Here is a 13,751-nt window from a genome sequence, read left to right as displayed (position 1 = left end):
CACCAAGACAGTGCAGTCCACTGGAAAGGAACGACAGTGAAGAGCAAGAAGATCTTCTTCGCCGCAGCGACGTTCGCCGCAAGCGCCCTCATTCTCTCTGGATGTTCGGGCGGCGGCGGCGGCGGCGGTGACGCAGGCGGAGAAGGCGACGGCGGCCTGATCGGCGTCGCAATGCCCACCCGCAGCTCAGAACGCTGGATCCAGGACGGCGATGCCGTGAAGGCTTCGCTCGAGGAGCAGGGTTTCGAGGTCGACCTCCAGTACGCAGAGGACGACATCCCCACCCAGGTCTCGCAGATCGAGAACATGATCACCAAGGGCGCCGAGGCGCTGATCATCGCCTCGATCGACGGCACGACGCTGTCGGAGGTGCTGCAGAACGCGGCAGACAGCGACATTCCCGTCATCGCCTACGACCGCCTCATCCGCGACACCGAGAACGTCGACTACTACGCGACGTTCGACAACTTCCTCGTCGGACAGCAGCAGGCATGGTCCGTGCTCAACGGACTGGGCCTGACCGACCTGGAAGGCAACCCGACCGACGGCGCGCCAGCCGGTCCGTTCAACGTCGAGCTGTTTGCAGGCTCCCTGGACGACAACAACGCCTTCTTCTTCTTCGAGGGTGCCATGAGCGTGTTCGAGCCGCTGATCGAGGACGGGACGCTGGTCGTCAAGTCGGGCCAGACCGACATCGAGCAGGCCGCGACGCTGCGCTGGGACGGCGAAGAAGCGCAGAGCCGCATGGAGAACCTGATCACGGCGAACTACTCCGACGGCTCGCAGGTCGACGCGGTGCTCTCGCCCTACGACGGCATCTCGCGCGGCATCATCGGCGCCCTCACCGACGCCGGCTACACGGTCGGCGAAGAGTGGCCGACCATCTCCGGCCAGGACGCCGAGGTCGACTCGGTCAAGGCGATCCTCTCCGGCGAGCAGCACGCGACGATCTTCAAGGACACGCGCGAGCTGGCGAAGGTCGCCTCGGCGATGGCCGTCGCGCTGCTGAACGGCGAGGAGCCCGAGGTCAACGACACCACGACATACGAGAACGGTGTCAAGGTTGTGCCGTCGTACCTGCTCGGCCCGGTGCCGGTCGTCGCAGACAACGTCGAGTCGGCCCTGGTCGACACCGGCTACTGGAAGGCGGAGCAGCTCGGCCTGTAAGGGTCCGACTCACCACCGACCGATTGACGACGGTGGTGGGGCACCCGCCCCACCACCGTCGTCAACCACCGATCACACACCCCTCGAGGAAGTCGGAGAACGTGACGAACAACATCCTGGAGATGCGCGGCATCACCAAGACGTTCCCTGGAGTCAAAGCGCTCGCTAACGTCAATTTCAGTGTGCAGAACGGCGAAGTGCACGCGATCTGCGGTGAGAACGGCGCCGGCAAGTCGACGCTGATGAAGGTGCTGTCGGGGGTCTATCCGCACGGCACGTACGAAGGTGAGATCATCTACGCCGGCGAAGAAGTGCAGTTCAAGAGCCTGAGCGACAGCGAGGCCAAAGGCATCGTGATCATCCATCAGGAGCTGGCGCTGAGCCCCTATCTGTCGATCGCCGAGAACATCTTCCTCAACAATGAGCGCAAGACCGGCGGCCTCATCGACTGGAACAAGACGAATTTCGAAGCCGCGACGCTGCTGGGGCGCGTGGGTCTGAAGGACAACCCGACGACCAAGATCAATCAGATCGGCGTCGGCAAGCAGCAGCTCGTCGAAATCGCCAAGGCGCTGTCGAAGGAAGTGAAACTGCTCATCCTCGACGAGCCGACCGCGGCGCTCAACGACGAGGACTCCGACCACCTGCTGGATTTGATCCTCAACCTCAAGGACGAGGGGATCACGTCGATCATCATCAGCCACAAGCTGAACGAGATCAAAAAGGTCGCCGACACCGTCACGGTGCTGCGCGACGGCAAGTCGATCGAGACGATCGCCAAGTCCGAGGTCACCGAGGACCGCATCATCCGCGACATGGTCGGCCGCGACCTCGAGCACCGGTACCCCGACCACGAGCCGCAGATCGGCGAGGAGCTGCTGCGCGTGGAGGACTGGACGGCGCACCACCCGCAGGACCCGACCCGCGTCATGGTCGACAACGTCTCGCTCACGGTGCGCGCGGGGGAGATCGTCGGCATCGCCGGGCTCATGGGCGCGGGACGCACCGAGTTCGCGATGAGCCTGTTCGGCCGCCGCTACGGCTCGCGCATCACCGGCCGCGTCTTCATGCGCGGCAAGGAGATCAAGACGCGCACCGTGGCCGAGGCGATCGACAACGGCATCGCGTATGCCACCGAGGATCGCAAGACGTACGGGCTGAACCTCATTGAGGACATCAAGCGGAACATCTCCATGGCGTCGCTGCACAAGCTGGAGAAAGCGGGCCTGGTCAACGACAACGAAGAGTTCGCCGTGGCCAACCAGTACCGCAAGAGCATGAACATCAAGGCGCCGAACGTGCTGGTCAAGACCGGGAAGCTCTCCGGCGGCAATCAGCAGAAGGTGGTGCTGTCGAAGTGGATCTACTCCGACCCCGACGTGCTCATCCTCGACGAGCCGACCCGCGGCATCGACGTCGGCGCGAAGTACGAGATCTACACGATCATCAACAAGCTCGCCGCGTCCGGTAAGGGGATCATCGTGATCTCCTCCGAACTGCCCGAGCTGCTCGGCATCGCCGACCGCGTGTATGCCCTCTCCGAGGGGCGCATCACCGGCGAGGTGCAGGCCGAGCACGCCACACCCGAATCCGTCCTCAAGCTGATGACCATGGAGAAGCCCCGCTGACGGGCTGCAGGAGACAACGATCATGTCCAACCAAACGCAGACGCCACCGACCTCGAACGAATCGCAGGCAGCAGGCGCGCTGGTGAATCCGGCCGACAACAAGTTCACCCGATGGCTGGCGACGGTGCTTTCCGACCTGGGCAAGAACGGCATCTTCATCGCGCTCATCGCGGTGGTGGTGCTGTTCACGATCCTGACCGACGGCATCCTGCTGCGCCCGCAGAACATCTCCAACCTGATCGTGCAGAACGGGTACATCCTCGTCCTTGCGATCGGCATGGTGATGGTCATCATCGCCGGTCACATCGACCTGTCGGTCGGGTCGGTGGCGGCGTTCATCGGAGCCGTCTCCGGCGTCTTCGCGGTGCACTGGCAGCTCCCGTGGTGGCTCGCGATCATCCTGTCGCTGCTGATCGGCGCGGCGGTGGGGGCATGGCAGGGATTCTGGATCGCCTACGTCGGCATCCCCGCGTTCATCGTCACCCTCGCCGGCATGCTCATCTTCCGCGGGCTCGCGCTGGTGGTCCTGGGCAACCAGAACATCGGCTCGTTCCCCACGGAGTACCGCGCTATCGGCAACGGGTTCCTCAGCGGCATCTTCGGTGAGACCGATCCCGACATCTTCACCCTCGTCGTCGGGGCCGTGGCCATCGTCGCCCTCGTCGTGCAGCAGCTGCGCACCCGCGCCGGGCGCCTGAAGTACGGCCAGGAGGTCGAGTCGGTCGTCTGGATGACGGTCAAGCTCGTCGCCGTCGCCATCGCGATCGGGTTCTTCACCTGGGCGCTGGCGTCGTACAAGGGCATCCCGGTCACCCTGATCGTGCTCGCCGTGCTCGTGCTGGTCTACGGCATCGTGATGAACCGCACCGTCTTCGGCCGCCACATCTACGCGATCGGCGGCAACCGCCACGCCGCCGAGCTGTCGGGCATCAAGACGCGTCGTGTGGACTTCTTGCTGTTCGTCAACATGGGCGTGCTCGCGGCCCTGGCCGGACTGATCTTCACCGCCCGGCTGAACCTCGCCGGCCCCAAGGCCGGTGACGGCTTCGAACTCGAAGCGATCTCGGCGGCGTTCATCGGCGGTGCCGCGGTGCAGGGCGGCGTCGGCACCATCGGCGGCGCGATCATCGGTGGCCTCATCATCGGTGTGCTCAACAACGGCATGTCGATCATGGGCATCGGCACCGAGTGGCAGCAGGTCGTGAAGGGCCTCGTTCTGTTGCTCGCCGTCGCATTCGACGTCTACAACAAGCGCCGCTCCGGCAACTGACCCGACCCGACGAAACGCGGCTCCCTGCAGGGGAGCCGCGTTTCGTCGTTCCGGCGTGCCTGGTGTCAGCGCAGCGCGTCCAGCGCCGAGGTGAGGTCCCGCACGATGTCGACGGGGTCCTCCAGACCGATCGACAGGCGGATCGTCGCCGACGAGATGCCGCCGGCAGCCAGCTGCTCGGGGCTCAGGTGACTGTGGGTCATCGAGGCAGGGTGGGCGATGAGCGTGCGGGCGTCGCCGATGTTGGCCACGAGGTGGGCGACCTGCAGTCGGTCGATGAGCGCCGCGGCGCGGTCGAAGTCGTCGTCTGCGTCGGTTCCGGGGTGCAGCTCGAAGGAGAAGACGGATGCCGCGCCTCGCGGCAGGTACCGCTTCGCGGCATCGTGCCAGGGGCTCGCCGGCAGCCCCGGGTGGTGCACGCGGGCGACGGCGGGGTGGGCGTCGAGGGCTTCGGCGACGGTCTGCGCCGACGAGCTGTGCCGGGCCATCCGCAGGTCGAGGCTCTCCAGCCCCTGCAGCAGCTGGAACGCGTTGAACGCCGACAGCGACGGGCCGAGGTCCTGCGAGTACTTCGTGCGCAGCAGCGTGAGGTAGGCCTTGGCGCCGAACTGCTCGACGAGTGCGGCACCCGGCACCCGGGCCAGGGGCGTGTTCAGCTGCGGCCAGCGCGCGGCATCCGCGGTGAAATCGAACGTGCCGAGGTCGACGACGAGACCGCCGAGGGCCGCACCGTGCCCGCCGATGAACTTCGTCGCGGAGTGCACGACGATGTCGGCGCCGTGCTCCTTGGGTCGCTGCAGGTAGGGGGTGGCGACGGTGTTGTCGATGATCAGTGGCACGCCCGCGTCGTGCGCGATGTCGGCGACGGTGCGCACGTCCAGCACCTGGGCGAGGGGATTGGCGACGGTCTCGGCGAAGAACGCGCGGGTGCTCGGGCGCACCGCGTCGCGCCAGGCCTGGGGGTCGTCCTGGTCGACGAAGGTCACCTCGATGCCCCAGTCGGCGAACGTGTCCGCCAGCAGGTAGATCGTGCCGCCGTAGAGCTGATGCGCCGCGACGATGTGCTCACCCTGCCGGGCGAGGGTCAGCAGCGCCAGCGCGACGGCGGCCTGACCGGACGAGACCGACACCGCACCGACACCGCCCTCGAGAGTCGCCACGCGCTGCTCGAGCACCGCGGCGGTGGGGTTGCCGGTGCGGCTGTAGACGTTGCCCTCGCGGCGCAGTGCGAACAGGTCGCGCGCCTCGGCGAGCGAGGCGAACTGGTAGGCGTTGGTCTGGTAGATCGGCGGCACCGACGCGTGGTGCACGGCAGCCGGGTCGTATCCGGCCTGCACCTGGGCGGTCGCGAACGAGGGACACGGAGCGTCGGGCATGGCACCATCATCCCGCCCGGTGCCGGAGCAGCCGGGTTCGTGTGTCGCATTGTTGCGGCATCCGCCGGGGCACCCGCGGCGCGCGGCCGTGATGAGCGTAGGAGATGGGGCGAAGGAAGGACGGATGCCGCGGGGAATCTCCTACCCCCGTCACATCTCCTACGCTCGCGACGTGCGCGGGCGCGTCAGGGGACGAGCGTGATCTTGCCGTCGACGCCGTCGGTCACGAGGCGGTGCGCCTGCGCGGCCTCGGACAGCGGCAGCGTGGGGCCGAGCTCCACGTCGAACGCTCCCACGGCCAGCAGCGCCAGCGCCACCGGCACCGCTTCGACCCGCCACGCCTGCTGCTGGTCGGTCAGCGGCCACGGCGCACCGCCGGAGAACGCGCGGATGCCGAGGCCTGCGGCATCCGGTCCGCGCACGATCGTCGCGATGCGCGAGCGGTCGTCGAGCAGTTCCAGCGAGGCCTGCAGCGCCTCATCGGTGCCGGCGCAGTCGAGGATCGCCGTCAGCGAGTCGCCGGCGACCTCCCGGATGCGGTCGGTGAGGCCTTCGCCGTAGGTGACCTGCGTCGCGCCGAGGGCGGAGACGCGGTCCGCGCGGCGCTCGGAGGACGTGGCGATCACGTCGGCACCGGCCATCCGGGCGAACTGGATGACCGCCTGGCCGACGCTGCCCGACCCGCCGTGCACGAGCAGCGTGTCGCCCGCGCCGATGGCGAGCGACCTGACGCACTGGTACGCGGTCCCGACCGGGATGCCCAGCGCGGCGCCGGCGGCGGCGGAGACGGCTGCCGGCCGGGCGAAGACCTTGTCGACCGCCGCGACGACCTCGTCGGCGTAGCAGCCTTGGACGCCGGAGAGTACCACCGGGTCGCCGGGGCGGAACCCGTCGACGTCGTCGCCGACCGCGGTGACGATGCCCGCGGCATCCATACCCAGGCGGCGGGGCTTGTCGGTGCTCGGCGGTGCCGATGCCCGCAGCCCGGCGCGCAGCTTCGCGTCGATGGGGTTGACCCCGGCGGCCTGGATGCGCACCGCAACCTGACCGGGGCCGGGCTGCGGGTCCGGGACCTCGATCTCGTGCAGGACCTCGGGCTCACCGAACTCGGTGTAGACGATCGCGCGGGACATCGCGGCCTCTCTTCCTTAGGGGGACGTGCCTATCCTCGCAGAGCCTTCCCAATCCGCTGCGGCGACACCGACTCGGCGGTGCCCAGCCGCTGCGCGAACAGGCTCACGCGGTACTCCTCCAGCAGCCACCGCGCATGCGCGAGGTTCGCCGGAGCGTCTTCGGCCAACGGAATCGTGCCGCCGGCTTCGGCGTACAGGGCCGCCATCCGCTCGTAGTCGGTGAGGCGCTGCCGGTCGCGACCCGGGTTGTCCGACAGCTGCGTGACCCGCTCGAGCGCGCCGGCCAGATACCGCGGCAGGTGCGCGAGCCGGGCGACGCCGATGCGGGAGACGAAACCGGGGAACACCAGGCCGGACAGCTGCGCCTTGACGTCGCCGAGCGCGGCGAGCAGGGTCATCGAGTTCTGGCCGCGCACCGCCTTTTCGACGTCACGCGCCGCCGTCAGGATGCGGGCGGTCAGCGCCACGGTCTGGAACAGCTCGTCCACGACGGTGCGGGAGAACTCCTCGCGCACGCGGGCGAACTCCGCCGCGGTGCGGACGACCGCGCCGGGAAGCGTGCGATCGAGAACCGCGTCCGCGACGGCGACGCGCGCGTCTTCGATGAGGGCTTTCGCCGACGGATAGGGGGATGCCGCGAGGGCGAGCTTCTCGTGGGCGGTGAGGTGCTCGAGCACGTAGGGAGCGGGCGAGGGCACCGTCAGCAGCAACAGCCGGCGCACTCCCGCGCGGGTGAGGCGCTCCGCGCGCTCCGGGGTGGCCTGGATGCGCAGCGCGACCGTCGCGCCCTCGTCCACGAGCGCGGGGTAGCCGCGGACGACACCGCCGGCGACCCGCGTGTCGACCAGGGCGGGCAGATCGCCGATCGTCCAGTCCGTCAGTCCCGTCTGCTCGGCGATGCCGGCGCTCGGCCCGCTCGTCGTAGGCGGGGCCGGGGCAGCGCCGGGACCCGGTGCGGGCGCGCCGGCACGCGGGCCGCGCGGGGCGGCGAGCGACTTGGTGACCGCACCGCGGGCGCGGTCGGCCAGACGCTCCTGGAGTGCGCGCAGATCCCGGTCGGATGCCACGGCGCGGCCGCGCTCGTCGACGGCGCGGAACGACATCCACAGGTGACCTGGCACCCGCTCCAGGTCGAAGTCCGCCGCCGTCACCGGCTGGTTCGCGACCCGTTGCACGCGGGCGGCCAGCGCTTCGCGCAGCGGCCGCGGGGGGAGGCCGTCGTGGGATTCGGGGCCTTCGCCGGCGAGTTCGTCGGCGAAGCGGGCCGCCCAGTCAGCCGCCGGTACGACAGAGCGGCGGATCGCCTTCGGGAGGGCCCGCAGGAGTCCCGTGATGAGCTCGCCGCGCAGCCCCGGCACCTGCCAGTCGAAGCCGTCCGGCTTCAGCTGGGCCAGCAGCGCCAGCGGCACCACGACGCTCACGCCGTCGTCGGGGGCGCCCGGTTCGAACCGGTACGCCAGCGACAGCACCTGGTCGCCCTGCTGCCACCGCATCGGGAAGTCCCGCTCGTCGGCGCGCGAGGCATCGTCGACGAGGTCGGCCTCGGTCAGGTCCAGCAGGCGGGGCTTGTGCGCAGAGGCATCCCGCCACCAGGTCTCGAACGAACGCACGTCGAACACGTCCTGCGGGATGCGGGAGGCGTAAAACGCGTACACCGCCTCGTCGCCGGCGAGGATGTCGCGGCGACGCTCGCGCTCCTCGATCTTCTCCAGCCGGCGGCGCAACTCGAGGTTGCGCCGTTCGAACGCGGTCAGCCGCTTGTCGAGGTGGGCGACGTTCCATTCGCCCTCCACCAGCGCGTGGCGGATGAACATCTCCCGCGCGAGCGGCCGGTCGATGCGGGCCAGCTGCACGCGGCGGCGGGGGACGATCTCGAGCCCGAACAGCGTCACCTTCTCGGCGGCGACGGCCGCCCCGGCATCCTTGGACCAATGCGGGTCGCTGAGGGTGCGGTGCGCGAGGTCGCCGGCGAGCTCTTCGGCCCACTCCGGGTCGACCTTGGCGACGGTGCGGGCGTACAGCCGCGACGTCTCGACGAGTTCGGCGGCCATGACGGCGTCGGGGGAGGCCTTGCGCAGCCCCGACCCGGGGAAGATCGCGAAGCGGGCGCCGCGGGAGCCGCGGTACTCCGCGCGCGGGCGGCCCTTGGGCGCCTTCACGCCCTTCGCCACCGCCGCGGCGGGCTGGCTACGGGTGTCGAGGATGCCCAGATGCGACAGCAGCCCGGCGAGGATCGCGCGGTGCACCCGGTCGGGGTCGGCGGCGGCGCCCTCGACCGGCTTGGGCGCGTTCGTGAGCGAGCGCAGCTGCCGGTGCACGTCGAACCACTCCCGCACCCGCACGTAGTTGAGGTACTCGGAGCGGCACAGCCGCCGGAACGCGCTGGAGCCGAGCTCGGCCTGCTGCTCGCGCAGATGGTTCCACAGATTCAGGAGGGTGAGGAAGTCGCTGGTGGGGTCGGTGAACCGGGCGTGCAGACGGTCGGCCTCCTCGCGGCGCTCCTCCGGCCGCTCCCGCACGTCCTGGATCGACAGCCCCGCCACGATCGCCAGCACGTCGGGGGCGACCTCCAGCCGCCGCGCCTCGATGAGCATGCGCGCGAAGCGGGGGTCGATCGGCAGCCGGGCGATCTCGCGGCCGATGTCGGTGAGCTTCCAGCCCTTGCCGGCGTCGGCGGCCTTGCGTGCGGCTGGGCCGGAGCCGCCGGCAGTACGTACCGCACCGAGTTCCACGAGCAGGTCGAACGCGGCCTTCACGCCGCGGGAATCCGGCGGAGTGAGGAACGGGAACTCGGTGATGTTGCCGAAGCCCAGCGCCAGCATCTGCAGGATGACCGATGCGAGCGAGGTGCGCAGGATCTCGGGTTCGGTGAACTCCGGGCGCGCGGTGAAGTCCTCCTCGGAGTACAGCCGGATCGCGATGCCGTCCGAGGTGCGGCCGGCGCGGCCGGCGCGCTGCTGCGCCGAGGCCTGCGAGACCGCCTCGATCGGCAGCCGCTGGATCTTCGAGCGGGCGCTGTAGCGCGAGATGCGGGCGGTGCCGGTGTCGATGACGTAGCGGATGCCGGGGACGGTGAGGCTCGTCTCGGCGACGTTGGTCGCGAGGATCACGCGGCGCCGGACGCCCGCCACGGTGGACCGCTCGAACACCCGGTGCTGCTCGGCCGACGACAACCGCCCGTACAGCGGGAGCACCTCGGTGGGCGCGGCATCCTTCGCATACATGCCGCGGACGGCATCCATCGCGTCGCGGATCTCCGCCTCGCCGGGGAGGAACACCAGCACGTCGCCGGCGGGTTCCCGGTCCAGTTCCCGTAGCGCGCCGAGCAGCGCGTCGACGTCATCGGCGCCCTCCGCCGGCGCCGCGGCCGGGTCGGCATCCGCCACTCGTGCCCGGTACCGGATATCCACCGGGTAGGTGCGCCCGGAGACCTCGATGATCGGCGCGGGGGTGCCGTCGGCGGCCGCGAAGTGCTTCGCGAAGCTCTCCGGGTCGATCGTGGCCGAGGTGACGATGACCTTCAGATCGGGGCGGCGCGGCAGGATGCGCCGGAGGTACCCGATCAGGAAGTCGACATTCAGTGACCGCTCGTGGGCCTCGTCGATGATGATCGTGTCGTAGCGGCTCAGTAGCTTGTCGCGGTGGATCTCGTTGAGCAGGATGCCGTCGGTGACCAGGGCCACGCGGGTGTCGGCGGAGACGGCGTCGGTGAAGCGCACCTTGTAGCCGACCGTCGTGCCCAGCGGCACCTGCATCTCCTCGGCGACGCGCTCGGCGATGGTGCGGGCGGCGATGCGGCGGGGCTGGGTGTGCGCGATGCGGGTGCGGCCGAGCTCGAGACAGATCTTCGGCAGCTGGGTCGTCTTGCCCGAACCGGTCGCCCCGGCGACGATCACGACCTGGTTGCCGGCGATCGCGCGCGCGATCTCGTCCCGCGCGGCGCTGACGGGCAGCTCGGGCGGGTAGGCGATGACAGGTTCTGGTGCGGACACAGCCCTCCATCGTATGCCCGCCGGAGTCTCTCCCCAGAACAGGAGGACTCACCGCTGCAGGACGTTTCAGCGAGGATCGTCCTGTGTCGGTGATTCCTCCTGTTGCGGGAAGGCGCGGCGGGAGGTGGATGCCGCGTCAGGCGTCCTGGAAGGCGGACGCGGAGACGATGGCGTCGAAGTACGACAGCAGCGTGTTCGGGATCTCGCCGAGGGGGCTGGAGAGCACCACCGTGAGCAGCCGCTTGGAGCCGGGGATGGGGTACCAGTACTGGGCGACGAGGCGGCGCTGCGTGTACTGCTCGCCGTCCTCGATCTGCACAGTCTCCTGCACCGTGTGCACGCGGACGACCTCGGAATCCCGGCACTGCCGCCGCACCAGGGTCTCGGCGGCTGCGGCGTCGATGAGCGGGAAGCTGCGCTCGAGCGTCGCGAGAACGGCGTCGGGGGCGGTGCCCACCGTCGGGCTCATCCGCATCCGCTCGTCCTCGAACACGGTGAGCGTTGCCGACATCGGCTCGCCGGGGCCGAGTTCGGTCTGGATCATGAGCAGCTGGGCCTCGGCATCCGCCGCGGCCGTCGCCGCGGCGGTCAGTTCGTCGCGCAGCCGCGCCCGCGCGCTCGCGCGGTCGTCGGCGCGTCCCAGCACACCGCGCGCGATCTGCTTGGTCGAGTCGGCGATGGCCTCGGGGGAGGACAGTTCGATGCGCCACCAGGTCCCGATCATCCGGAACACCAGTCGCGGATCGGTGGCGACAGCGGTCACCGGCTGCCGCCGATCGCGGCCGCGTCGGGACCGACGAGCTCCAGGGCGGAATCGGTCAAGCGGTGGTCCACACCGTCGGGCAGCCCCGTGGCCGCCGCCGACAGGTCCAGGCTCCGCGACTGGTCATCGGCCGCCCAGGCCAGAAGGGTCAGGTAGTCGACATCGGAGGTGGCGTTCTGAAGCGCCGCGACGGCGATGTTCACGACCGTGTCGGTGCTGACCGGCTCGTCGCCGGAGAGCACGACGGCGACGGTCATCACGCGCGCAAGACCCGATTGGTCCACCTGGACGGTCGGGACGTCGGTGATGCGCGGGTCGGATGCGGCTACGGCGCTGCGGACGGTGACGGGGCTCATCGTGGTCTCTTCCTGATCGGTCGTCGAGTCGCTGTGGGGGCCGGATCCGGGTGCGACGGCGCAGCCGCCGAGCGCGCCAGTCAGGGCGAGCGCGAGGGCGACCGTCGCGCCGCGCGCCGCCTGCCGGGTGCGGTGTCGGATCACTCGGACCACCCGTAGTAGTTCTGCTCGAAGCCGTACGTGTTCTCGTCTCCGGCGAAGAACCTGTCGAGCTCGTCGACGGTGCCGTCGGGCACCTGGTCGACCTGGTCGAGCAGGGTCTGGTGGTACGCCTCGGCGTTGTGGATGCCGTGAACCCCCAGGTGCGCATCGGGCGAGTCGGTCTCGATGGTGGTCCAGTTCGGCTCGTTCTGCGAGTAGCCGTCGGTGCCGACGGTGATGATCGAGTCGAGAATCGTCACGGGGTCGCCGTTGTGCTGCACGGAGACGACCGACACGGATGAGGGGATCGGCATGTGGTCGATGGGGGCGCCGGCTGCGACGACCGCGGTCCAGTTGTAGTCGTTGTTGTACGCGGCGAGGGAGCCGGCCATGATGCCGCCCTGGCTGAAGCCGATGAGCATGACCGGGTCGTCGGCGCCGACGCCGGCCTGCTGCATGGCCTCCAGCACGGCGCGTTCGTATTGCGAGCGCAGCGCGGGGGTGAGCATGAGGGCGAGGTTGCTGTCGAGGTCGTGCACGCCGCCCTGATCGCCATTGAGGCGGGAGAGCCATTCCTGCGTGCTGGGCAGGGCAACCCGCCAGCGGACGGTGCCATCGGCATCAACGACCTTCGTGACGCCGATGACGGTCTCGTCCACGCTGACCAGGTCGCCGTTATCGTCGAAGGTCTTGCCCAGGGTGTCCACGCGACCGGCGTCGGACACCGCGCCGGCCAGACCGCTGGGGTAGCCGTATGTCGACCCGCGTTCGCTCTCGGTCAGTTCGTGCTTGCCGACGGCCGGCGTCGGTTTGAGGATGTCCGACAGCACGCTGCCCAGCAGGAAGCCTGCCAGCAGCACGGTGACGGCCATCGCGATCATGGGACCGATGACCGGGATCAGCGCCAGCAGCGAATACACCAGCAGCAGGATGATCGCCACGCCCAGCAGGGCGATGACGGTGGCCATGAGCCGCTGTAGTTCCTTGTAGACGTCGGCGAGGAAATCGCCGACCCACTTCCCGATGTCGCCGAGGAAGTCGCCGATGTCGTCGAAGAACTCCCCGACCTTGTCCCAGAAGCCCTCGTTGGTGGCATCGATGGCGGTGTTGATCTTGTCGATCGCGGTCTGGGCGGCCTGCTCCATGGCGGCGCGCGCCGCTTCGATCTCGGCGCGGGCGTCCTCGGCGGCGGCATCCATCCGGCCTGCGCGCGCGCGCACCGAAGCCACCTCGCGCTCCGCCGCGCTGATATTGCCCGCCGGCGCGTCGGCCTCTTCGTACTGGGTCAACCGCCGCTCGGCCAGCAGCAGATCGAATTCGGCGCCGGCGGCACTGCTGGCGTACTTGGCTGCGTCGATCTCGGCGTCATCGGCGCGGTCGTGAGCGGTCTTGAGCGATACGGCGTACTCGCTCAGCGCGCTGGCGGTGCCGTAGTAGCGCTCGTGCACCCGGTCGAGGTCGCGCGCGACCTGTGAGCTGCGTTCGCGGATGCCCTCGAGGGAGCGTGCCGTGCTCTCGTAGGCGAGTCCCCGCAGCTCGTCGGCGGCGGCCGAAATGCGTGAGGCGGATCTGACGTACGCGTCGGCGTAGTCGGCCAGTGCGGCGGGGTTTCCGGGGAGGACGCTCACTTCTTTCCCTCCGTCGCTGCGGCCAGGTCGGTGTCGAGGTCGGTGAAGGTGTCGACCACCGCGCCGAGGTAGTCGGCGACGAGGCGCAGGTTGTCCTGCAGTTCGCCGCGGGCGATGTCCCACTTCTCGCCGAAATCGCGCACCTTGCCGGCGAGGCCGTCGTGGCCGGTCGCGGCGGCGGCGTCTTCGGCGATGCGCTCGGCGCTGCCGAAGTCGCTCGCCACACGGTAGGCGGTGCTTGCGCTGCGGCGCAGCTCGTCGAAATCGAGCTTGAGATCGGGCATCAATGTCATCCTT

The 13,751-nt window shown here is 69.5% G+C and carries 10 protein-coding genes; 3 read left to right on the top strand and 7 right to left on the bottom strand.

The genetic code is table 11. The annotated features are described in order from the left end of the window. The first annotated feature begins 36 nt into the window (after window positions 1–36). The 3 genes from chvE (at window position 37) to mmsB (ending at window position 4,065) form a co-directional block, all read left to right on the top strand. Window positions 37–1,167: a multiple monosaccharide ABC transporter substrate-binding protein gene (chvE, locus tag NQ151_RS04555; protein ID WP_285169147.1), complete on the top strand. Its 1,131-nt coding sequence runs from the start codon at window positions 37–39 to the stop codon at window positions 1,165–1,167. A 101-nt stretch (window positions 1,168–1,268) separates the two neighbouring features. Further along, the gene (gene mmsA, locus NQ151_RS04550) at window positions 1,269–2,795 is read left to right on the top strand and encodes a multiple monosaccharide ABC transporter ATP-binding protein (protein WP_257508392.1); all 1,527 of its coding nucleotides are present in this window, start codon (window positions 1,269–1,271) and stop codon (window positions 2,793–2,795) included. A gap of 22 nt (window positions 2,796–2,817) precedes the next feature. Continuing rightward, the gene (mmsB, locus tag NQ151_RS04545; RefSeq protein ID WP_257508393.1) at window positions 2,818–4,065 is read left to right on the top strand and encodes a multiple monosaccharide ABC transporter permease; all 1,248 of its coding nucleotides are present in this window, start codon (window positions 2,818–2,820) and stop codon (window positions 4,063–4,065) included. A gap of 65 nt (window positions 4,066–4,130) precedes the next feature. Here the strand turns inward: mmsB and NQ151_RS04540 are convergent, their stop codons facing one another. The 7 genes from NQ151_RS04540 to NQ151_RS04510 all read right to left on the bottom strand — a co-directional run bounded on the left by NQ151_RS04540 (window position 4,131) and on the right by NQ151_RS04510 (window position 13,738). Further along, window positions 4,131–5,441, bottom strand: a complete 1,311-nt coding sequence (locus NQ151_RS04540; RefSeq protein WP_257508394.1) for an O-acetylhomoserine aminocarboxypropyltransferase/cysteine synthase family protein — start codon at window positions 5,439–5,441, stop codon at window positions 4,131–4,133. A gap of 185 nt (window positions 5,442–5,626) precedes the next feature. Then, window positions 5,627–6,574 (bottom strand): quinone oxidoreductase family protein, encoded by a 948-nt coding sequence (locus NQ151_RS04535; protein WP_257527134.1) that lies wholly within the window; start codon window positions 6,572–6,574, stop codon window positions 5,627–5,629. Window positions 6,575–6,603: 29 nt separating this feature from the next. After that, window positions 6,604–10,566, bottom strand: a complete 3,963-nt coding sequence (gene hrpA, locus NQ151_RS04530) for an ATP-dependent RNA helicase HrpA (RefSeq protein ID WP_257527133.1) — start codon at window positions 10,564–10,566, stop codon at window positions 6,604–6,606. A gap of 136 nt (window positions 10,567–10,702) precedes the next feature. After that, the gene (locus NQ151_RS04525) at window positions 10,703–11,329 is read right to left on the bottom strand and encodes a hypothetical protein (protein WP_257508397.1); all 627 of its coding nucleotides are present in this window, start codon (window positions 11,327–11,329) and stop codon (window positions 10,703–10,705) included. Next, window positions 11,326–11,829, bottom strand: coding sequence for a hypothetical protein (locus NQ151_RS04520; RefSeq protein ID WP_257508398.1), 504 nt, complete (start codon window positions 11,827–11,829; stop codon window positions 11,326–11,328). Before NQ151_RS04520 ends, NQ151_RS04525 begins: the two co-directional genes overlap by 4 nt. Beyond that, entirely contained in the window at window positions 11,826–13,454 is a 1,629-nt protein-coding gene (locus NQ151_RS04515; RefSeq protein ID WP_257508399.1) for a hypothetical protein, read from the bottom strand. Before NQ151_RS04515 ends, NQ151_RS04520 begins: the two co-directional genes overlap by 4 nt. Beyond that, entirely contained in the window at window positions 13,451–13,738 is a 288-nt protein-coding gene (locus tag NQ151_RS04510; RefSeq protein ID WP_257508400.1) for a hypothetical protein, read from the bottom strand. The genes NQ151_RS04515 and NQ151_RS04510 overlap by 4 nt, the downstream gene beginning before the upstream one ends. Window positions 13,739–13,751: the final 13 nt, after the last annotated feature.

Origin of the sequence: Microbacterium sp. zg-YB36 (genome assembly GCF_024623575.2) — a bacterium.
In the GTDB taxonomy this organism is placed as follows: Bacteria; Actinomycetota; Actinomycetes; order Actinomycetales; family Microbacteriaceae; genus Microbacterium.
This window is presented reverse-complemented; position numbering and strand designations above follow the sequence as displayed.